General features: G+C 68.5%; 17 protein-coding genes and 2 pseudogenes. 10 read left to right on the top strand and 9 right to left on the bottom strand.

Going from position 1 to position 19734, the window contains the following annotated elements; all coding sequences use genetic code 11:
- Nucleotides 1–2: 2 nt before the first annotated feature.
- Nucleotides 3–980 carry an SMI1/KNR4 family protein gene (locus tag ACF1B9_RS21475; protein ID WP_391743086.1) on the bottom strand — a complete coding sequence of 326 codons (978 nt, stop codon included), beginning with the start codon at nucleotides 978–980 and terminating at the stop codon, nucleotides 3–5.
- A gap of 289 nt (nucleotides 981–1269) precedes the next feature.
- Between ACF1B9_RS21475 and ACF1B9_RS21470 the strand changes: the two genes are divergently transcribed.
- Both ACF1B9_RS21470 and ACF1B9_RS21465 read left to right on the top strand, forming a co-directional pair.
- A complete protein-coding gene (locus ACF1B9_RS21470) occupies nucleotides 1270–1794 on the top strand; it encodes a YwqJ-related putative deaminase (protein ID WP_391743088.1) in 525 nt (174 codons plus the stop codon).
- A gap of 10 nt (nucleotides 1795–1804) precedes the next feature.
- Nucleotides 1805–2338: an SUKH-3 domain-containing protein gene (locus ACF1B9_RS21465; RefSeq protein WP_351076602.1), complete on the top strand. Its 534-nt coding sequence runs from the start codon at nucleotides 1805–1807 to the stop codon at nucleotides 2336–2338.
- 236 nt (nucleotides 2339–2574) lie between these two features.
- Here ACF1B9_RS21465 and ACF1B9_RS21460 read toward each other — a convergent pair whose 3' ends face one another.
- Nucleotides 2575–3888, bottom strand: a complete 1314-nt coding sequence (locus ACF1B9_RS21460) for a histidine kinase (protein WP_391743089.1) — start codon at nucleotides 3886–3888, stop codon at nucleotides 2575–2577.
- Between the two features lie 155 nt (nucleotides 3889–4043).
- Between ACF1B9_RS21460 and ACF1B9_RS21455 the strand changes: the two genes are divergently transcribed.
- The 6 genes from ACF1B9_RS21455 to ACF1B9_RS21430 all read left to right on the top strand — a co-directional run bounded on the left by ACF1B9_RS21455 (nucleotide 4044) and on the right by ACF1B9_RS21430 (nucleotide 9741).
- The gene (locus tag ACF1B9_RS21455; RefSeq protein WP_391743090.1) at nucleotides 4044–4901 is read left to right on the top strand and encodes a hypothetical protein; all 858 of its coding nucleotides are present in this window, start codon (nucleotides 4044–4046) and stop codon (nucleotides 4899–4901) included.
- Nucleotides 4902–5110: 209 nt separating this feature from the next.
- Nucleotides 5111–6559, top strand: coding sequence for a bifunctional UDP-N-acetylglucosamine diphosphorylase/glucosamine-1-phosphate N-acetyltransferase GlmU (gene glmU, locus ACF1B9_RS21450; protein WP_391743091.1), 1449 nt, complete (start codon nucleotides 5111–5113; stop codon nucleotides 6557–6559).
- A 120-nt stretch (nucleotides 6560–6679) separates the two neighbouring features.
- Nucleotides 6680–7654 carry a ribose-phosphate diphosphokinase gene (locus ACF1B9_RS21445; RefSeq protein WP_391743092.1) on the top strand — a complete coding sequence of 325 codons (975 nt, stop codon included), beginning with the start codon at nucleotides 6680–6682 and terminating at the stop codon, nucleotides 7652–7654.
- A 182-nt stretch (nucleotides 7655–7836) separates the two neighbouring features.
- Nucleotides 7837–8421 (top strand): 50S ribosomal protein L25/general stress protein Ctc, encoded by a 585-nt coding sequence (locus tag ACF1B9_RS21440; protein ID WP_391743094.1) that lies wholly within the window; start codon nucleotides 7837–7839, stop codon nucleotides 8419–8421.
- Between the two features lie 132 nt (nucleotides 8422–8553).
- Nucleotides 8554–9147, top strand: coding sequence for an aminoacyl-tRNA hydrolase (gene pth, locus ACF1B9_RS21435; RefSeq protein WP_391743095.1), 594 nt, complete (start codon nucleotides 8554–8556; stop codon nucleotides 9145–9147).
- 123 nt (nucleotides 9148–9270) lie between these two features.
- Nucleotides 9271–9741, top strand: a complete 471-nt coding sequence (locus tag ACF1B9_RS21430) for a hypothetical protein (protein ID WP_391743097.1) — start codon at nucleotides 9271–9273, stop codon at nucleotides 9739–9741.
- Between the two features lie 27 nt (nucleotides 9742–9768).
- On the opposite strand, the gene ppc is transcribed toward ACF1B9_RS21430, so the two are convergent.
- Complete coding sequence (gene ppc / locus ACF1B9_RS21425) at nucleotides 9769–12498, bottom strand: phosphoenolpyruvate carboxylase (RefSeq protein ID WP_391743099.1); 2730 nt, start codon at nucleotides 12496–12498, stop codon at nucleotides 9769–9771.
- A gap of 341 nt (nucleotides 12499–12839) precedes the next feature.
- Between ppc and ACF1B9_RS21420 the strand changes: the two genes are divergently transcribed.
- Both ACF1B9_RS21420 and ACF1B9_RS21415 read left to right on the top strand, forming a co-directional pair.
- Nucleotides 12840–13841 carry an acyl-CoA desaturase gene (locus tag ACF1B9_RS21420; RefSeq protein ID WP_391743100.1) on the top strand — a complete coding sequence of 334 codons (1002 nt, stop codon included), beginning with the start codon at nucleotides 12840–12842 and terminating at the stop codon, nucleotides 13839–13841.
- Nucleotides 13838–14524, top strand: coding sequence for a TetR/AcrR family transcriptional regulator (locus ACF1B9_RS21415; RefSeq protein WP_391743101.1), 687 nt, complete (start codon nucleotides 13838–13840; stop codon nucleotides 14522–14524). Before ACF1B9_RS21420 ends, ACF1B9_RS21415 begins: the two co-directional genes overlap by 4 nt.
- A 526-nt stretch (nucleotides 14525–15050) precedes the next feature.
- On the opposite strand, the pseudogene ACF1B9_RS21410 reads toward ACF1B9_RS21415, so the two are convergent.
- From ACF1B9_RS21410 to ACF1B9_RS21385, 6 genes and pseudogenes are all read right to left on the bottom strand, one after another.
- A pseudogene (locus tag ACF1B9_RS21410) lies at nucleotides 15051–15585 on the bottom strand (transposase); the annotation flags it as partial.
- Nucleotides 15586–16677: 1092 nt separating this feature from the next.
- A pseudogene (locus ACF1B9_RS21405) lies at nucleotides 16678–16838 on the bottom strand (FBP domain-containing protein); the annotation flags it as partial.
- A gap of 150 nt (nucleotides 16839–16988) precedes the next feature.
- Nucleotides 16989–17384 (bottom strand): hypothetical protein, encoded by a 396-nt coding sequence (locus tag ACF1B9_RS21400; protein WP_391743102.1) that lies wholly within the window; start codon nucleotides 17382–17384, stop codon nucleotides 16989–16991.
- A 252-nt stretch (nucleotides 17385–17636) separates the two neighbouring features.
- Nucleotides 17637–18926: an RHS repeat-associated core domain-containing protein gene (locus tag ACF1B9_RS21395; RefSeq protein WP_391743104.1), complete on the bottom strand. Its 1290-nt coding sequence runs from the start codon at nucleotides 18924–18926 to the stop codon at nucleotides 17637–17639.
- On the bottom strand, nucleotides 18868–19089 hold the full coding sequence (locus tag ACF1B9_RS21390) for a DUF397 domain-containing protein (RefSeq protein ID WP_391743105.1): 222 nt from the start codon (nucleotides 19087–19089) through the stop codon (nucleotides 18868–18870). The genes ACF1B9_RS21395 and ACF1B9_RS21390 overlap by 59 nt, the downstream gene beginning before the upstream one ends.
- A complete protein-coding gene (locus ACF1B9_RS21385; RefSeq protein WP_391743181.1) occupies nucleotides 19086–19733 on the bottom strand; it encodes a DUF5753 domain-containing protein in 648 nt (215 codons plus the stop codon). The genes ACF1B9_RS21390 and ACF1B9_RS21385 overlap by 4 nt, the downstream gene beginning before the upstream one ends.
- Nucleotide 19734 lies beyond the last annotated feature (1 nt).

Here is a 19734-nt window from a genome sequence, read left to right as displayed (position 1 = left end):
GCTCACCCCTCCACCGGGACGGCCCGCGCGAAGCCGCCGTCCACCATCAGGTTCGCCACGGTCTCCAGCTCCGGCGGATTACCCGCCAGACGCTGCAGGAAGGCATCGAAGTCGCCGCCGCACGGCAGCAGCAGCCGGTCCACCCGCTGCTGCACGTTCCAGCCGTCCTGGTCCCTGGCGTCGTCGTACGCGCAGAACCAGACCGAGCCGACACCGTTGCCCTTCACCTTCACCGCGAGGATGCCGCCCTGGACGAAGGCGACGCCCAGGTAGTCCTTGGTGAGGTGGTCCCGCAGGCACTTGTTGACGTACACCAGATCGTTCACGGCGGCCTCCTCGCGCACCGTGAAGAACGGCTGGTCGACCAGGAGACCGAGCTCCGCGTCGAGCGCCGCGCCGACCGGGGCCGAGCCGCCCGCCGCCTTGAGGAAGGAGCGGTAGGCGCCGGGCAGCCGGTACCCGAGGTCCTCCTCGACGCCCAGGATCTGCTGCTCGCTCACCGCGACGGCCCCCTTGGGCAGCCGGAAGTGCGCGGGCCGCGTCTCCTGCAGCGGGCGGGTGCCGCGCTTGTTCTGGTCGACCGCGGTGGCGGCCAGGCCGCCGTGGTGCCGGAGCAGCGCCTTGACCTCGACCGGGATCAGTTCCATACGACGCCCACCGGGCGCGTGGTGCCAGGTCCAGCCGTGCGGGGTGGCGACCGCGGGGATCGTGTCCCACAATTCGTGGCCGGACGCCGCCAGCGCCGCGTTGGCCGAGACGTAGTCGGTCAGCCGCAGTTCATCCACACCGAAGCCCTGCGGGGGCTCGGCGATCTCGGCGGCGGCGCGCGCGTACGGCGCGAAATCCGGGCTGCCGTTCTCGTCCATGCGCACACCACCGGGGTGGCGGGACGCCCGGACCGGGTCCGGGAAATGCACGAGCTGCCCGGCGTAGGCCGCGTTCGGTGGCGCGGCTTGCTGCCCGAGCCGACCTGTCGTCATGGCGGTTGCCCCCTGCTGCGTCTGACTGGTGAGGACCGACCTGCCCAAGCGGCGGTCCGGGCACAGCCTATGCGGTGGCGCAAGAGCGGGTCTCGCCCCGGGCCCGCCGTCACGAACCGTCACAGGGGCGTGACGGACGAGCGACGCCGCTGCCACCGAAGGACGACACGGACGTGTGTATCCCCGCCCCAGCTTTCCGACCAGCCGGGACATTTGGCAGGCTGTCACCGCAACTCGGGGGCGTGCACATCGCGCAGCTACCGCTGCGGGCACGGGAGGGAAACGCACCATGCACACTTCACAACCAGTCACATCCGGGGACCCGCGCCTCAGCTGGAGCAGCACCGGGACCAGCCCCACGCCCCGCCTGCACCACCGCCGCGACGGCATCCTGCCCGCGGTGGCGGCAGCGCTGTCCGTACGTGGCGAGACACTCACCTGCACCGCGGGCAAGGGCGACCTGCCACCCGTACTGCACCCGCTGGTCCAGGACTTCCTCGACACCCTCACCAGCGGCCAGCGCGAACGCTTCACCGGCCGCTGCCCCGAGGCGATACTGCTGTCCCGGCAGCTCACCGCAGCCGACGCCGGCCGTTCCAAGCGGGCCCAGCGCAAGCCGCTGACCAACGGCGAGGCCCGCCGCGCCCTCAAGCACTCGCGACTCACCGCACGGCGCATCCGTGAGGACGGCGACCCGATGCACGGCACCTACGCACCGCCGTGCCGCTCCTGCGCGGCGATGCTCGCCCATTTCGGCGTACGTCCCGTCGACCTCACGACCACCGGGGCGGCGACCACCGCCGAGAAGGGCTGACCGCGCGCCGATGCACGACCGAACCGACCTACCCGAACAGGCGGGCCCCACGGGCCGCGACCGCCATTCCTCGACCCGCTTCCCCGTCGCCGTCGACGCCGCCCTGCGTGCCGCGGGCTGGCAACCCGGCCGCTGGGACATCCGGCAGGCCGAGGAGTGGGCCGACGCGCTGCGCTCGCACACGTCGCCCGCCGGCCACCAGCACGCGATCTTCCCCGCCGCCGTGGAGGCGTGGGCGGAATTCGGCGGGCTGCACATCACGGCGTCCGCGCCGGGCCGGCAGATCGCACCCGCCCCGGTGCGCATCGACCCGATGCGCGGACTGCACCTCGCCCGCACGCTCGGTGACCTCGGCCGGGCGCTGGAGACCGAGGTCAGCCCGCTGGGCGAGGAAGGGGACGGGCAGGCGGTCCTCGCCATCGACAACGAAGGACGCGTGTACAGCATCGACCACACCGGCGACTGGTACCTGGGCCCGGACATCGACCAGGCGCTGGCCACCCTGGTCGGCGGCATCCAGCCGGAACGCCTCGTCTCGGACTGACCGGCCCGAACCTCCGGCCCGCCGGCACATTCCGGCCCTCAGAGCCTGTCGGGCGGCCTTCGATCGGACAGCGGACGCGGTCTGGTGCGTGCGATTCCAAGGCGCCGGGATGTCCTTGAATGGGGTCTCCCCTGCTCCTTGAGAGCTTGGGGAAGGAGCTACCAGGGCATTTCGGCAACGCGGGAAGCGTGCGTGCCAGGGCGTGGCCGCCCGATCAGAGGCCGCCCGACAGGCTCTCAGACCGCCCCCGGGTCCGGCAGCACCGCCGACACCCGGAAACCCCCCGCGTCCGTCGGGCCGGAGACGAAGACACCGCCGAGCCCCAGCACCCGCTCCCGCATACCGACGAGCCCATTGCCCCCGCTCGGCAGCCCCGCGTCCGCCGTGGCCGCGTCCGACGGGCCGTTCTCCACCTGCATCGCGAATTCCGAACCGCGGTGCGCGAGCCGCACCCACGTCTTCGCGCCCGCCGCGTGCTTGTGCACGTTCGTCAGCGCCTCCTGCACCACCCGGTACGCGGTCTGCTCCACCTCGGGTGCGTAGGGGCGGGCCTCGCCGTCCACCGACAGCTCCACAGTCATGCCGGCCGCCCTGGACTCCCCGACCAGGGTCTCCACCTCATGCAGCCGGGGCCCGTCCTCCGCCGCCGCGGCAGCCGCGGCAGCGGCCGCCTTCCCGACCGAGGCGAGCGGCACCTGAGCCGACCGGGGCGTCACCGGATCCCCCGCCCGCAACACCCCCAGCATCTCGCGCAACTCGGTCAGCGCCTGGCGGCCCATGTCACCGACCAGCGCGGCATTCCGCACCGCCTTCGCCGGATCCTTCGGCGCAACGGCCTGAAGCGCGGCGGCATGCACGACCATCAGGCTGACCCGGTGGGCGACCACGTCGTGCATCTCCCGGGCGATCCTGGTGCGCTCCTCCGTACGCGCCCATTCGGCCCGCTCCTCGGCGCGGTCGGCGAGCAGCGACAGTTCCCGCTCCAACGAGTCCGCCCGCTCCCGCAGGCTCTCCATCAGCCGGCGCCGCGCCCCTATGTAGAGGCCGAACAGCACGGGCGGCGCGGTGAGCCCGAGGGACATGAAGAGGGACATCAGCGGCACGTACCAGTCGCCGGGCCCGAAATCGGCCTGCTCGGAGACGCTCTGCCGCAGCCGTACGTACGTGACGATGAACGTCCCCGCGAAGGACATCCCCATCAGCACCGTGGTGATTCTCCGCGGCACCTCGGAGGCGGCCAGCGTGTAGAGGCCGACCAGGCCCATCAGGAAGCCCATGTCGGCGGGCGTGGTCGCGATCGACACCAGCACCACGGCGATCGGCCAGCGCCGCCGCACCACCAGTACGGACCCCGCGAGCAGCCCGAACACCACGCCGATCGGCACCGGCAGCCCGGTGTTCCGGGCGAACTCCACCCCTTCGAGTGCGCACTCCGACGCCGACAGGAGCGCGAGCCCCACGTCCAGAGCGACGCCTCGCCGTCGATCCCACCACCAATAGCCGCGGGTCGTCGTACCCCCGGCTTCCCGGTATGCCCCCGTTGCGGTCATGGCGTCCAGCCTACGGGCGGGCGCACCTCGTTTTCGGGTGACCCGGACAGCACGCGCGTCCGTCGAACAGAGACGGAACAGCCAGGTATCGCTTGAAATAGTGATTCGAGCAGGCTTTCGCACCGGACGTCCGCATTCCGGACGACGCTCGGCACATGACGGAAATCACGCGCAAGTACGCCGACTTCGAAGGGCTGCGGGAGAAAGCCGTCGCCCTGCGCCGGGAGGGCCTCAGCCTCCGACAGATCCGGGACCGGCTACACATCCACAACAACGACATCCTGGGCCGCCTCGTCAGAGACGAACCCGCTCCCGAATGGACGAAACGACCTCGCGCCAAGGACGACCTGCGTGAACGGGCACGGAAGCTGCGACAGCAGGGCATGACCTACGACCAGATCCAGGTGGAGCTGGGCTGCTCGAAGAGCTCTATCTCACTGTGGGTGCGAGATCTGCCGAAACCGGAGCCGCGATACACGGACGAGGAACGCCGCGCACTCATGAACGCGGGCCTCTCGCGCCTGCGCGCCACCCAGGACGAAGAACGACGGGAGGCCAAGGCTCGCGCACGCGACGCGGTCGGCCAGTTGTCGGACCGGGAACTATTCCTCGCCGGAGTAACGCTCTACTGGCCCGAAGGCGCCAAAGACAAGACGTACAGCCGCCGAGAAAGCCTCCAGTTCATCAACAGCGACCCCAACGTGATCACGCTGTACCTGCACTGGCTCGAACTGCTTGGGGTCTCACGCGAGCGCATGCACTTTCGGGTCAGCATCCACGAATCGGGGGACGTCGCCAAGGCCGAGCGGTTCTGGGCCGAGCTAGCAGGCGTTCCCGCCTCCACATTCCAGAGGGCGACCCTGAAAAAGCACAACCCCAAGACCATCCGCAAGAACACCACCGAGGCGTACCACGGCTGTCTGGTCATCTACGTCACCAAGAGCGCCGGCCTCTACCGTCGCGTAGAAGGCGCTTGGTACGGCATAGTGTTGGGTGCTGGCCCAGCAACCTGACGCAATGTCCGGTTCGATCTGGTTCCATCCCCCATGGTGTAATCAGGCAGCACTACGGTTTTTGGTACCGTCTGTTCAGGTTCAAATCCTGATGGGGGAGCTTTCGTCCACGGGCCCCGACCGCACCGGTCGGGGCCCGCACTCGTGCCCGCCCATCGGCCCCCCGGTATCCTTCGGATGTCCCCCACCCGAAGCCGAAGGACATACCCGTGAGCGCCAACCGCCCGGCAGCCGTCGTCGTCCTCGCAGCGGGTGAGGGCACCCGCATGAAGTCGAAGACCCCCAAGGTCCTGCACGAGATCTCCGGACGCTCGCTCGTCGGACATGTCGTCGCCGCCTCCCGAGAACTGGACCCCGAGCACCTCGTCGTGGTCGTCGGCCACGAGAGCGAGCGGGTCAGCGCGCATCTCACCGCCGTCGACGACCGGCTGCGGACCGCCCACCAGGCCGAGCAGCGGGGCACCGGCAACGCCGTGCGCGTCGGTCTCGACGAGCTCGGCGGGGCCGTCGAGGGCACCGTGATCGTCGTCTGCGGCGACACCCCGCTGCTCTCCGGCGAGACCCTCACCGCGCTCGCCGCCACCCACACGGCCGACTCCAACGCCGTCACCGTGCTGACCGCCGAGGTCCCGGACTCCACCGGCTACGGCCGGATCGTCCGCGACCCGGCCACCGGCGCGGTCACCGAGATCGTCGAGCACAAGGACGCCACCGAGGCCCAGCGCGCGATCCGGGAGATCAACTCCGGGGTCTTCGCCTTCGACGGCCGGCTGCTCGCGGACGCCCTCGGCAAGGTCCGCACCGACAACAGCCAGGGCGAGGAGTACCTCACCGATGTGCTCTCGATCCTGCGCGAGGCCGGGCACCGGGTCGGCGCCTCGGTCGCCGGCGACCACCGCGAGATCCTCGGTATCAACAACCGGGTGCAGCTGGCCGAGGCGCGGCGGCTGCTGAACCAGCGGCTGCTGGAGCGCGCCATGCTGGCCGGTGTGACCGTCGTGGACCCCGCGTCCACGCTGATCGACGCCACCGTCACCTACGAGCGGGACGTGATCGTGCACCCGGGCACCCAGCTGCTCGGCACCACGCATCTGGCGGAGGACGCCGAGGTCGGTCCCCACACCCGGCTCACGGACACCGTCGTGGGCGCGGGCGCGCGTGTGAACAACACGGTCGCGGACCGGGCGGAGATCGGCGAGAGCGCGTCGGTGGGCCCGTACGCCTATCTGCGTCCCGGTACGAAGCTCGGGCCGAAGGCCAAGGCCGGTACGTATGTGGAGATGAAGAACGCCACGGTCGGCGAGGGCACCAAGGTCCCGCACCTGAGCTACGTGGGTGACGCGACGATCGGTGATCACACCAACATCGGTGCCGCCAGCGTCTTCGTGAACTACGACGGCGAGGCCAAGCACCACGCCACGATCGGCTCCCACTGCCGTACGGGAGCGGACAATATGTTTGTGGCGCCCGTCACGGTCGGGGACGGCGTGTACACCGCGGCCGGCTCGGTCATCACCAAGGACGTGCCGTCCGGTTCACTGGCCGTCGCCCGCGGCCAGCAAAGGAATATCGAGGGTTGGGTGGCCCGCAAGCGTCCGGGAAGCGCCGCCGCGCAGGCTGCTCAGGCCGCCGTTACGGAGTCCGACGGCGAAAGCTGACCGGAAACAGGTGCGCCGAGCACGGCGTACCGTGATAGATGCTCACCCCATTTCGGCTGGCTCGTCGCACATCGGGACACATGCGCGCGGCGCCAGGAACACGTCTGAGGAGACTGTGCTGTGACCGGGATCAAGACGACCGGCGAGAAGAAACTGATGCTCTTCTCCGGCCGCGCCCACCCCGAGCTGGCCGAGGAGGTTGCGCACCAACTGGGTGTCGGCCTCGTGCCGACGAAGGCCTTCGATTTCGCCAACGGTGAGATCTACGTCCGCTTCCAGGAGTCCGCCCGTGGCGCCGACTGCTTCCTGATCCAGAGCCACACTGCTCCGATCAACAAGTGGATCATGGAGCAGCTCATCATGCTGGACGCGCTGAAGCGCGCTTCGGCCCGTTCCATCACGGTGATCGTGCCGTTCTACGGCTATGCCCGCCAGGACAAGAAGCACCGTGGCCGTGAGCCGATCTCGGCCCGTCTGGTCGCGGATCTGATGAAGGCGGCGGGTGCCGACCGCATTCTCACCGTCGATCTGCACACCGACCAGATCCAGGGCTTCTTCGACGGCCCGGTCGACCACCTCTTCGCGCTGCCGATCCTCGCCGACTACGTCGGTGCCAAGGTCGACCGCACGAAGCTGACGATCGTCTCCCCGGACGCCGGTCGTGTGCGCGTGGCCGACCGCTGGTGCGACCGCCTGGACGCCCCGCTGGCGATCGTCCACAAGCGCCGTGACAAGGACGTCGCCAACCAGGTGACCGTCCACGAGGTCGTCGGCAACGTCAAGGGCCGGGTCTGTGTGCTGGTCGACGACATGATCGACACCGGTGGCACGATCTGCGCCGCCGCCGACGCCCTGTTCGCGCACGGTGCCGAGGACGTCATAGTGACGGCCACCCACGGTGTGCTCTCCGGTCCTGCCGCGGACCGTCTGAAGAACTCCAAGGTCAGCGAGTTCGTCTTCACGGACACCCTGCCGACCCCGGGCGAGCTGGAGCTCGACAAGATCACGGTGCTCTCGATCGCCCCGACGATCGCCCGCGCGGTGCGCGAGGTCTTCGAGGACGGGTCGGTCACCAGCCTCTTCGAGGAGCAGTAGGAACAGCGCTGCCGTAGATCCACTTTGGGTGCGGCCTCCCCGCCGGGTAGACTCAGCGAGTTGCTCGGCGAGGGAGGCCGTACTCATGTGTACGGCGGTCCGTTATCGACGCGCTCTTCGTAGCAGGCCTGTCGTGGGCCGGGTGACCGTCCAAGTTTCGTCACCCTACGAGGAGTGCAGTCATGGCTGAGGTCAAGCTCGACGCCCAGATCCGTACCGAGTTCGGCAAGGGCGCCGCCCGTCGCACGCGCCGCGCCAACCTGGTTCCCGCGGTCGTCTACGGCCACGGTGCCGAGCCGGTTCACATCAACCTGCCGGGTCACGACCTGATGATGGCGCTCAAGACCGCCAACGTCCTGATCGGTCTGGAGATCGAGGGCAAGGACGCCCTGGTCATCCCCAAGGCCGTGCAGCGCAACGCGCTCAAGGGCAACATCGAGCACGTCGACCTGCTGACGGTCAAGCGCGGCGAGAAGGTCAACGTCGAGATCGCCGTGCACGTCGAGGGCGACCTGGCCCCGGGCGGCAACCTCCTGGAGTACGTGCAGAACACCCTGCTCGTCGAGGCCGAGGCCACCCACATCCCCGAGTCCGTCACGGTCTCCGTCGCGGGCCTGGACGCCGGCGCCTCGATCCTCGCCAAGGACGTCCCGCTGCCCAAGGGCTCCGTGCTGGCCGGTGACGAGGAGGCCATCGTCCTGCAGGTCGTCTCCGCGCAGGCCGAGGAGCCGTCCGCCGAGGCCGCCGAAGAGGGCGCCGAGGCCTGAGCCTCGCCCGCACTGCTTCACTGACGGGGCGGCGGTTCCCCCTCGCGGGGCCCGCCGCCCCGTTTCCCTGTTTCCCGGTGATCCGGCCATCCGGCCATCCGGAAACCCGTACGCGAAGGAGACCGAGCGCAGATGTCCGACGCCACCGAACCCTGGCTCATCGTGGGCCTCGGCAACCCCGGTCCCGAGTACGCGGCGAACCGGCACAACGTCGGTTTCCTGGTCGTCGACCTGCTCGCCGAGCGGATCGGCGGGAAGTTCAAGCGGGCCCAGAAGGCCCAGGCACAGGTCGTGGAGGGCCGCATGGGCCCGCCGGGGCCGGAGAACCGCCGGGTGATCCTGGCCAAGCCGATGTCGTACATGAACCTCTCCGGCGGTCCCGTCACGGCGCTGCGCGACTTCTACAAGGTGCCGACCGATCACGTCGTGGCGATCCACGACGAGCTGGACATCGACTACGGGACGCTCCGGCTGAAGCTGGGCGGCGGCGACAACGGGCACAACGGGCTCAAGTCGATGACCAAGGCGATGGGTGCCGACTACCACCGGATCCGGTTCGGGATCGGCCGGCCGCCGGGCCGGATGCAGGTCGCGGACTTCGTGCTGAAGGACTTCTCGTCCACCGAGCGCAAGGAGCTCGGCTACTTCGTGGACCGGGCCGCGGACTCGGTGGAGTGCCTGCTCGCGGAGGGTTTGGAGCGCGCGCAGAGCGCGTACAACTCCTGATGCCCGCAGCGCGCGACCCTGGCGGGGCGCGGCTCGTACAACTGCTGACATTCCCGCCGGTACCCCGTCGATTTTCGGCCACAAGTTGACCGGGCGCGCCGCTCTGCCCAAGGATCGCTCCCCATGAAGCGGAGCTCCTCCCACCGCGCCCTGGTCTACGCCCGCAGCGCCGCCATGGGCTGTGTCGTCCTGCTGCTGCTCGTCGCGGGCGTGTACTCCTCGTGGGGTTCGGCGCACCACATCGTTCTGGCCAAGGGCCGCGAACACGGCACGATGACCGTCACGGGCTGCGGCGCCGACGTCTGCACCGGGCCGTTCGCCCCGTCCGGACAGGGCGCCGCGCGTTCCCGGGTGACGATCGACAAGTCCGTCGCGGTACGCAGGGGCGACCGTTTCCCGGTCGTCGTGAAGCCGGGCACGAACGATGTCGTACGCACCGGCACCCCCGGCTTCCTGCACGCCTGGGTGCCGCTGGGCGGTGCGCTGGTGCTGGCCGCCCTGATCATCGGCGGCGGTCTGCGGATGCCCCGGACCGCCTGGGGCACGGGGATCGCGGGCGCGGCCTTGCTGGTGGCGACGTTCTTCGCCCTGTGAGCAGGGCCGCACCCGCGCCCCGGTGGCTCAGCCGGTGTTGCGCAGCCCCGCGGCGACACCGTTCACGGTGAGCAGCAGGGCCCTGGCGAGCAGCGGGTCGGCTTCCTCGCCGCGTGCCGCCGCCTCGCGCTGGCGGGCCAGCAGCGAGACCTGGAGGTAGGAGATCGGGTCCAGGTAGGCGTCCCGGATGGCGAAGGTCTGCTGGAGCACCGGGCTGGTGCTGAGCAGTTCGGAGCCGCCGGTGACCCTGAGTACTTCCTGGACGGTGAGCGCGTGCTCGGCCTCGATGTCGGCGAAGACGTGCTTCAGCTCGTCCGGGACGAGCGTGTCGACGTAGTGGCGGGCGATCCGCAGATCGGTCTTGGCGAGCGTCATCTCGACGTTGGAGATGAAGTTCCGGAAGAAGTGCCACTGCTCGTGCATCTCGTCCAGCACGGTGTCCGGACCGGCCTCGCGCAGTGCCTTGAGCCCGGAGCCGACGCCGTACCAGCCGGGCACGATCTGCCGCGACTGGGTCCAGCCGAAGACCCATGGAATGGCCCGCAGCCCGTCCAGTCCTGCGCCGGAGTCCGGGCGCCGCGACGGGCGGGAGCCGAGGTGCAGCTCGGCGAGCTGGTCGACCGGGGTGGAGGCGAAGAAGTACGCCGGCAGGTCCGGGTCCTCGACCAGTCGGCGGTATGCGGCGTGTGCGGCGTCGGAGACGGTGTCCATGGCCGCGTCCCAGCGGGCGAGGGCCTCGTCGGACTGGCGGGGCGCGGTGTGCAGCGCGGAGGCCTGGAGGGTGGCCGCGACGGTCAGTTCCAGGTTCTCCCGGGCGAGCGCCGGGATGAGGTACTTGTCGGAGATGACCTCGCCCTGCTCGGTCACCTTGATCTCGCCTTCGAGGGTGCCCCAGGGCTGCGCGAGGATCGCGTCGTGCGAGGGGCCGCCGCCGCGGCCGACCGTGCCGCCGCGGCCGTGGAAGAGCCGCAGTCGTACGCCGTAGCGGTGCGCGACGTCGCGCAGTCGGCGCTGGGCGCGGTGGATCTCCCACTGCGAGGTGGTGATGCCGCCGAACTTGGAGGAGTCGGAGTACCCGAGCATGACCTCCTGCACATCGCCGCGCAGCGAGACGAGCCGGCGGTACGACGGGTCGGCGAGCATCTCGTCGAGGATGACGTCGGCGGCGCGCAGCTCGTCGGTGGTCTCCAGCAGCGGCACGATGCCGATCTTGGCCCAGCCGGCGTGCAGATCGATCAGTCCGGCCTCACGGGCCAGGACGGCGGCTGCGAAGACGTCGTCGGCGCCCTGGCACATCGAGATGATGTACGACTCGATGACCTCGGGGCCGAATCGCTCGAAGGCTTCCTTGACGGTGTGGAAGACGCCGAGGGTCTTCTCGCCCGCGGGGTCCAGCGGGGCCGGGGTCGGGGCGAGCGGGCGGCGTGAGCGCAGCTCCTTGGCGAGCAGCTTCTGCCGGTAGTCGCGCGGCATGTCGGCGTAGCGCCAGGATTCCTCGCCGAGCCGGTCGAAGAGCTGGCCGAGGGCGTGGTGGTGGGCATCCGCGTGCTCGCGCACGTCCATGGTGGCGAGCTGCAGGCCGAACGCGGCGAGTGTGCGGATCGTGCGGTCCATCCGCCCGTCGGCGAACAGTCCGCCGCGGTGCTCGCGCAGCGAGGTCTGGATCAGCTCCAGGTCGGTGATGAGTTCGGCGGTGCCGAGGTAGTCGCAGCCGGGGCGGTGCGGGGTGCCGCCGGCCAGGCGCTCTCGGGTGTTGACGAGCTTCTGCCGGATGCAGGTGGCCTTGAGGCGGTACGGCTCCTCGGCGTTCAGCCGCTTGTAGCGCGGGCTGATCTCGGGGAGGCGCTCGAGATCGGCCTGGAGCGAGGTCAGCAGCTCGTCGGTGGCGCCGGTGTAGCGGATGGAGTTGGAGAGCTGGCCGCGCAGGTGGTCGACGAGCTCCAACGCGTCGGTGATGCCGTGCTCGTGCTGGAGGATCAGCACTTCCCGGGTGACGGCGGGCGTCACATTGGGGTTGCCGTCGCGGTCGCCGCCGATCCAGGTGCCGAAGGTGAGGGGCCGGGTGCCTGCGGGCAGCTCGACGCCGACCCGTTCCAGTTCGGCCGCCAGGTCCTCCAGGACGTCCCCGACGGCGTTGGCGTGCAGTTCGTCGAGGTAGTAGATGGCGTTGCGGGCCTCGTCGGCGGGTTCGGGCCGGACCACGCGCAGCTCGTCGGTCTGCCAGATGAGGTCGATGTTCTCGGCGAGTCGCAGATCCTGGCGGCGCCGGTCGGCGTCGATGACGGGCGTCTCCAGCAGCTCGGCGATGCGGCGGAGCTTGTTCAGCACGGAGCGGCGCGCGGCCTCGGTCGGGTGCGCGGTGAAGACGGGCCGTACGTTGAGGTTCTTGACGGTCTCGCGAAGGTGCTCCGGGTCCGCGTCCTTCAGCCGGTCGGCGGTACGCGCGAGGAGACCGCCCTCGGCGGCGCGCCGGTCACGCATCTCGTGGGCGCGGTGGACCTGCTCGGTGACGTTGGCGAGATGGAAGTAGGTGGAGAAGGCGCGCACGAGCCGTGCGGCGGTCTCCAGGTCGGTGTCGCCGAGGAGTTCGGCCGCGGCCTCGCCGTCGGTGCGGGTCAGGGCGCGGACCCGCTCGACGAGGTCGAGGAGTTCCTGCCCCTCCTGACGTACGAGGGTCTCGCCCAGCAGGTCGCCGAGGCGGCGGATGTCGGCGCGCAGCTCGGGGCTGGCGGCGGGGGTCTGGTCGGCACTGCTCACAGTGTGCGGCTCCTTGCAGTGAATGAGGAGGTGTGTCGCGAAGCGAATCCCAACAAGGGTGGTGGTGGGAGACGGGCGGGCACGGGTGTCTCCCAGGCCGCGGTCGGCAGCGGTGCTGACGCCACCCCGGGAAAGCAGAGTGCGGACCGCGCTGTCCGACCCCACCAGGATAGGTGTCCACGCCATCGGTGACGCTCGCGCCCCGTTCGGGTTTCCCTTCGGCGGGCGGTCCGTCGCGCTCTCGTGCCACAGGCCCCCGCGCTGCCATACTTACGTAGCCGTAGGTTACGGATGCGTAGCCAGAGCTGTCCGTCGTACTCCTCATCCCCAGGGGACTCCCCATGAACACCAGCCCCTCCGTGATCGACGACGCCCAGCCATCGGCGGCCGACGGTCAGCCCGTTCCCTCCGCCACGCTCGGCGGGGACAGCAAACGGTCGATCGAGCAGATCGCCCTTCTGCTGTTCATCGTGGTGCCGTTCGTGGCGCTGGTCGCCGCGGTGCCGCTGGCCTGGGGCCGGGGCGTGAGCTGGCTCGATCTGGGCCTGCTCGTGGCGATGTACTTCATCGGCTGCCACGGCATCACGATCGGCTTCCACCGCTACTTCACCCATGGTTCCTTCAAGGCCAAGCGTCCGCTGCGGATCGCCCTGGCCGTCGCGGGTTCGCTGGCCGTGGAGGGGCCGGTGGTGCGCTGGGTGGCCGACCACCGCAAGCACCACCGCTTCTCCGACGCGGAGGGCGACCCGCACTCGCCGTGGCGTTTCGGCGAGACGCTCCCCGCCCTGCTGAAGGGTCTGTGGTGGGCCCACATCGGCTGGATGTTCGACGAGGAGCAGACCTCGCAGCAGAAGTACGCGCCCGACCTGATCAAGGACCCGGCGATCCGCGCCGTCTCCCGTCACTTCCTCACCTTCACGATCGTGTCGCTGGCGCTCCCGCCGCTGGTCGGCGGGCTGGTGACGATGTCGTGGTGGGGCGCGGCGACCGCCTTCTTCTGGGGCTCTCTCGTCCGGGTGGCGCTGCTGCACCACGTCACCTGGTCGATCAACTCCATCTGCCACGCGGTCGGCAAGCGCCCCTTCAAGTCCCGTGACCGGTCCGGCAACGTGTGGTGGCTCGCGGTCCTGTCCTGCGGCGAGTCCTGGCACAACCTGCACCACGCGGACCCGACGAGCGCCCGGCACGGGGTGATGAGGGGGCAGATCGATTCGAGCGCCCGGCTGATCCGCTGGTTCGAGAAGCTGGGCTGGGCCTCCGACGCGCGCTGGCCCGACTCCGCCCGGATCGCCTCCCGCCGTATCGATGCCCGGCGCGACCCCGCACGCGCCGACGCGGCATGATTGACGACGTGGCGACCGACGGCAGCACAAGCAGCGAGAAGAACCGTCCCTCCCCCACCCGGCGTACCCGCCGCGTGAGGATGACCGGCAAGGAACGCCGCGAGCAACTGCTGGACATCGGCCGCACCCTCTTCGCCGACAAGGGCTTCGAGGGCACCTCGGTGGAGGAGATCGCGGCCCGCGCCGGTGTCTCCAAGCCGGTCGTCTACGAGCACTTCGGCGGCAAGGAGGGCCTGTACGCCGTCGTGGTCGACCGCGAGATGCGCCAGCTCCTCGACATGGTCACCGGCGCCCTGACCGCCGGCCACCCGCGCGAACTCCTGGAGCAGGCCGCGTTCGCCCTGCTCGACTACATCGAGACGTACACGGACGGTTTCCGCATCCTGGTCCGCGACTCCCCCGTCGCCCAGTCGACCGGCACCTTCGCCTCCCTGATCAGCGACATCGCCACCCAGGTGGAGGACATCCTGGGCCTGGAGTTCAAGGCCCGCGGCTTCGACCCGAAGCTGGCCCCGCTCTACGCCCAGGCACTGGTCGGCATGGTGGCCCTGACCGGCCAGTGGTGGGTCAACGCCCGCAAGCCGAAGAAGTCGGAGGTCGCCGCCCATCTGGTGAACCTGGCCTGGCACGGCCTGGAGAACCTGGAGGCGAAGCCGCGGCTGATCGGGCACCGCAAGAGCTGAGCGAGGGGTGGTCACCCGTTCAGCCGGATCACCCCGAATGGGGCAAGTGGAGCGCCGTTCCCGGGTCCAGATCCTCAGGAACGACAGCTCGGCATGGGAATCGCTAACCGCTTTCCCGGGAACATCCGCGGCATGCCTGCGTCCCGGTGCCGGTCTCCGGACGAAGACCGAACGGCTCGCAGGCAAACGCCGCTCGCAGAGTTGACCACCGGCCCGGCTCCGGCCCAGGGCTTCGGCGTAGTCGGCGGGCGTCCGTTTCATGACCACTTGAGATGAAGAGAGGGAGAGCGGGCGGTTCCTGCTCACGTCCGTTGTGCCCCGGAGCCCTGGGGACTTTCGTTCGGATCAGGCCGGATCAGGGAGCGGGACCTGGTGCGTGCGATCGCAAGGCGGAGGAGGGAGTCAGGGCGGAGCCCTGGCGAGTGACGACAACGCGGCGAGCGTGCGTGCCAGGCCCCGCGAGCCCGGCATGATCCAAACGAGAGGCCCTGGCGTCTCCCCTGCACCGTCGGGTAGAGCGAGCCGACTGGACAACCCAGCGGTGAACACCGAGGCCGGAGCCATGCGGGACTCCGCGGCGGGCGATCACCGGTTTGACGCCCGCGGCCCGGGCCGGACAGCGTTACTTGTCGTGGTCGTAGCCGCGGTCGCCGAGCAGGATGTCAGGCCGTCGGCGTGGTCGTCCCACGAGTCCCGGGACTGGTGGGATCTTCGCGAGCAAGGGCATCAGCCGGGTGACGTCGTTGCGGTTTCCGCCGGTCAGCGACAGAGCGGGATGCCCTGTCCCTCGACGAGTAAATGATGCTTGCCGCCCGGCCGTGCTCGGTCAACCGGGCTGGGGCCGCTTTTGGGCCCCGCCGAGCGGCCCTGACGTGGGAGGAGTCGATCACCGCCCGCGACCAGTCGAGCTGTTTCGCCGCCCGAAGCCTGGCCGGCAGCACGACGTGGAGCCGGTGCCAGACGCCGGCCTCGTTCCATGCGGCAGGCCGCCGCCAGCACGTCATCCCTGAACCAAAGCCCAGCTCCTGCGGCACGTACTCCCACTGGATCCCCGTAGGCAGAAACATCGCCGCCGCCCTCCGTCGCAACGCACGCGACGCCCGCCGCCCCCCTCGCACTCCTCGGCCTCGCCTGATCACAAAACGGGCGCCCTCCAATTACGCCGAAGCCCTGGTACTCGTCCTGGCAACCGCGCCATTCGCCCGACGGCACCTGCGCCCGGCAGTCGCTGTTCTTCCGGCGGAAACACCGCCGCCCCCGAACCGGCCGGCGTAACCACGATCGTCTCGACCGGGCACCCCTCGGCCGTGGCAGGAAACTGCTTGACTACCTCAGTCTCCGAATTCGATGGGCGCACTGACAGACAGAGCCCAGTGCGATTCAGCGCCGAAGGAATTCACACTTCACCCTGGCAGGTATCCGGCTAGCCGGATACCTGCCAGGGTGAATCCGACTATACCGAGGCATCCCCAGAGGAACCGCACCACATTGGGAGTGAATCTCGGATCCGGCGGACCCCCCGGAGTGAAGGATGAAATCAAATCATATATTCGAATTCCAAGCCCTCGGATATCTAGGGCGACAGCCATTCCAAAAGCACCCAGAAGGAGCCCCCATGCGACATGTACCATAATCCACTCCCGCCCAATGGAAAGACATGGAGGAACAGGTCGCGAGGACCGTGAACCTCACGAGCCCGCCCGCAGAAGCCCGCAAGCAAGTAAATTGGAATTCTCTGCAGACGGCCCGGAATTCATTCACCGAGGTGACCTTGCACACCGCCGCAAGCATTCCAACCCCGAGTCCACAATTACAATACCGCAAAGAATGGCCCAGGAAAGCCAACCGAGCACATCTTACCTCACTGCAGATATCATTATTTTCCCGTTCCCGGGTTATCAAGTCACCCTCAGCACCGCCCTACAGAGTTCCCTGGGCCCACAACGCCCGCCTCGGAAAATGTTCCAAGATTTGCGACATTGAGGCTTATGTTCGCTTGGGTAGCGCCCCAGTCAATGGCCTTTCGGTATCCGTAGATGGTGGAGTTCTCCATCTCGGACACAGTCTTGACTCGTATGCGGCTCACGAAAGCCGCCCGCACCAACTCCCCGTGAGGCCTCTTGCCGCATGCCCTCCCGCGAGGGCCCACGTCAAACTCTTGCCAGCAGCGGCGCTCCCGGATCCGCCCAGCCCAAAAAGTCCAGATCCTCCAGGGCAGTTCGGCGAAGCCCAGCGGCAGCCGCAGTCGCGCCACCCCACCCTTGGTGCAGTTCACGAAGGATGAGCAGATCTGTTTCCTACTGAGCGGTTCCACGGGCGTCGACACAGGTCAGTCCCGAATGGCCCAAATCCGAAGCGCCACGTGAACTTCCCTGTGCATGGTGTGGTCCGGTGGATTCCATTCGGCGCGGCGAACCGAAAAGACCTTCCCTCGCCGCGGGCGAGGGAAGCGCCGCGGGGTCTCTCAGGACCTCTTTCCGCATGTCAGCTGGTCATTCACCCACTGCCGGCTGACGATTTCCCCACCCGACGTCAGATACTCCCCCGGCTTCAGGGTGCGTGACGGCTGGACGGACAGGTCTATCCAGTCGTCTCTGCCGGAATTCGGCTCACCGTCACGTGATGATTCCTTGACCCCGACGTAGAACCCCTTGGGAAGTGCCCCTGCGAGGGGTGTGCCTTCCTGGCGGAAGCTGCCTGGTGTCCCCACGGTGAACACGCCTTGCTTCACCTCGTCGGAAGCGGCCCCCACGGCCCCCCACAACTCCTTGAAACTGCTCGTGTTTCCATGCTGAACACGGACGGTGACTTCGACTCCGGAAACCGTATGTGCCGGGCAGAGAGGGTAGGCGATCACCACGTTCCCCCGATCGTCCGACCGGAACCCGAATCTCACGGAACTCGGACGCGGTTCTGTGCAGGAGGTAAGAGCGACAGCGAGAAGCGCCGTGGCGATCAGCGCCCTTCCTCGGCTTCCGCTCAGCACGGATACCTGCCCTTTACGAGATCGGCCGCGATCTCGTACCTGTTGTGGCAGGGATCGAGTCCGGCCATGAAGTACTTGGGTATGAAAGTGAGCCCGGCCTTGTCCCACTGCTCGGTGTGTACCCTCTCATGCTCCAGTCGCATCGGACTGACATACTCGCTGTTCAGTCCCGTGACGTAGGTCCCGCCGACGTTCGTTCCCCCTCGGCCGTACCACATTCGGCTCCGGAGACCCTTGCGAGACTTTCGTACGCGGCACCGGTAAATTGTATTTCTCTATGACGCTTTTCATAGTCGGCTGGGACATGCTCCACGCTGCTTCATAGTTCCCTTTGAGGATCCTGCCGAGGATCCCGTCCTTCTTGCGTCGCTCGGCGTCTGCCTTGGCCCGCGCTGCCGCCTGAGCCTTTGCCTTCGCTGCGGCCACCGCCTTCGCATCGTAGTGGTGGACCTTGTACGTAGTGGGGTTCGCCCGGTACGCGCGGTAGCGCTTCTGGGACTCCGGGTCCTTCTTGGGTGTCTGGTGCCAGACCCACTTGCTGCCCTTCAGGGTGTAGCCGGCGTTCATCCCACGGTCCCGTGCCCAGGCGTCGTCGTTGTATGAAGCGCCGCCGGCCGGGCCGTCCGGGCGGAGGCTGTCGGGGTCGGATTTGGTGAGGGGGTTGTTGTGGGCGTAGCTGTACGCATTCATCTGCGCCGGGTCGTTGACGTCGATGACGGGGTCGACGGAGAGGAAGCGGCCGAGGTTGGGGTCGTATTCGCGGGCGCCCAGGTGCGTGAGACCGGTGGGATCGTTGGTGCCGCCGACGAAGCCTCGGGTTCCGAACGCTGTCGACTGAGTGGTGCGGAGCAGTCCGAAGGGGAGTTGCTTGCGGCGGGTGAGGGCGAGCGTTCCGACCGTGATGGCGGTCATCGCCGTGCCCTGGTGGTCGCTGATGAGGTACGAGGTGGTCGCACCCGTGCGGACGGCCACGGTTTCGCCGTTGTGGGTGTAGTAGCGGGTGCCGGTCTTGGTGCCGTTGGCGGCGACGGTGAGTTCGTTGCCCTGGGGCAGGGTGAGGGTGCTGGAGCCGTCGGAGTTCTTGGCGATGAGTCGGTTGCCGTCGGCGTCGTAGACGTAGCTGCTGGTCTTGCCGGCCTCGGTGAGGGTCGCGCGGTGGCCCTCGGCATCCCACTTCAGGTCCTGGACGCTTGAGCCGGTGGTGCGCTTGGTGGTGTTGCCGTTGTTGTCGTACTCGAAGCTGGTGGTCCGGCCGTTGTCGGGGCCGCCGGTGACCTCGGTCTGCCGGACCGGACAACGAGGTGGGCTGCCAAGGCCGGAGCAGCCCACCTCGTCTCCGTTGCTGTAGACGTCTACGTCAGACGATCCGGTCCAGTCCGCTGCCTTGGACTCCGTCGAGGAACGCTGCGAACGCATCGACGCTCAGGGCAAGTTCGGGCCCCTGCGTCACTTTCGAGTCCCGGACCCCGACCAACGGCCGGGCGAGTGCGACCTCGACACACTCGTTGTCGGCCGCGCTGTAACTGCTTTTTATCCAGTCCGTAGCTGCGAACTGGGCATCGAGTGGTGTGTTGTTCATCGGGTGAGCTCCTGTCGTGCCTCGGCCAGTAGTTCGACGCTGCACGAAGTATCTGCCGCTTGGGATCGCAAGTAGTCAAACATGAGCTTGTAGCTCTGCACCTCGGTGGGAGCGTCGAGATACAGGCCACGCTTGTGCAGTTCGAGATAGACCACGTTCATGCTGTTGAGCGGGTGCTCCTCGTCGTCCCGCCCAAGGATCAGAAAGTGTCCGCCGGATCCTGCGGCGTGAGCCCCCGCGGCAAACCTGAGCACCTGGATGTCCACATTGGGACGCTGGCTCATGGCACACAAGTGGTCGATCTGGGAAGACATCACGTCCGGGCCCCCGACAGAACGGCGGAGAACAGCGTCGTCGAGGACGACCCACAGGTGGAGGGCAGGCCAGCGCTCCAAGATTGCCTGTCGCTTGATTCGTGCGTCGACCTTGCTCTCGATCACTTCAGCCTCTGCCCGGACGTCCTGCGCCCGGTGGAGTGCGAGCGCATAGTCAGGCGTCTGGAGCAGCCCGGGAACCAGCGCGTTGGCGTAGACGTGCTCGTACTCGGCCACGTCCTCGAAGGACATCAGCGGGTCCATGACTTCGGGCACTGCCGGGTGGTCCATCCACCAGCCGTTCTGCTGGTTGCGGACGAGCTCGACCAAT

The organism is Streptomyces sp. NPDC014727, assembly GCF_043083485.1.
In the GTDB taxonomy this organism is placed as follows: domain Bacteria; phylum Actinomycetota; class Actinomycetes; order Streptomycetales; family Streptomycetaceae; genus Streptomyces.
This window is presented reverse-complemented; position numbering and strand designations above follow the sequence as displayed.

Coding starts and splice junctions, on each gene's coding strand:
- ACF1B9_RS21390 (WP_391743105.1), bottom strand. CDS start 19,089: ATGAACAACACACCACTCGATGCCCAGTTCGCAGCTACGGACTGGATA.
- ACF1B9_RS21420 (WP_391743100.1), top strand. CDS start 12,840: ATGAACACCAGCCCCTCCGTGATCGACGACGCCCAGCCATCGGCGGCC.
- ACF1B9_RS21430 (WP_391743097.1), top strand. CDS start 9,271: ATGAAGCGGAGCTCCTCCCACCGCGCCCTGGTCTACGCCCGCAGCGCC.
- pth (WP_391743095.1), top strand. CDS start 8,554: ATGTCCGACGCCACCGAACCCTGGCTCATCGTGGGCCTCGGCAACCCC.
- ACF1B9_RS21475 (WP_391743086.1), bottom strand. CDS start 980: ATGACGACAGGTCGGCTCGGGCAGCAAGCCGCGCCACCGAACGCGGCC.
- ACF1B9_RS21455 (WP_391743090.1), top strand. CDS start 4,044: ATGACGGAAATCACGCGCAAGTACGCCGACTTCGAAGGGCTGCGGGAG.
- ACF1B9_RS21460 (WP_391743089.1), bottom strand. CDS start 3,888: ATGACCGCAACGGGGGCATACCGGGAAGCCGGGGGTACGACGACCCGC.
- ACF1B9_RS21470 (WP_391743088.1), top strand. CDS start 1,270: ATGCACACTTCACAACCAGTCACATCCGGGGACCCGCGCCTCAGCTGG.
- ACF1B9_RS21415 (WP_391743101.1), top strand. CDS start 13,838: ATGATTGACGACGTGGCGACCGACGGCAGCACAAGCAGCGAGAAGAAC.
- ACF1B9_RS21440 (WP_391743094.1), top strand. CDS start 7,837: ATGGCTGAGGTCAAGCTCGACGCCCAGATCCGTACCGAGTTCGGCAAG.
- ACF1B9_RS21465 (WP_351076602.1), top strand. CDS start 1,805: ATGCACGACCGAACCGACCTACCCGAACAGGCGGGCCCCACGGGCCGC.
- ACF1B9_RS21395 (WP_391743104.1), bottom strand. CDS start 18,926: ATGCGTTCGCAGCGTTCCTCGACGGAGTCCAAGGCAGCGGACTGGACC.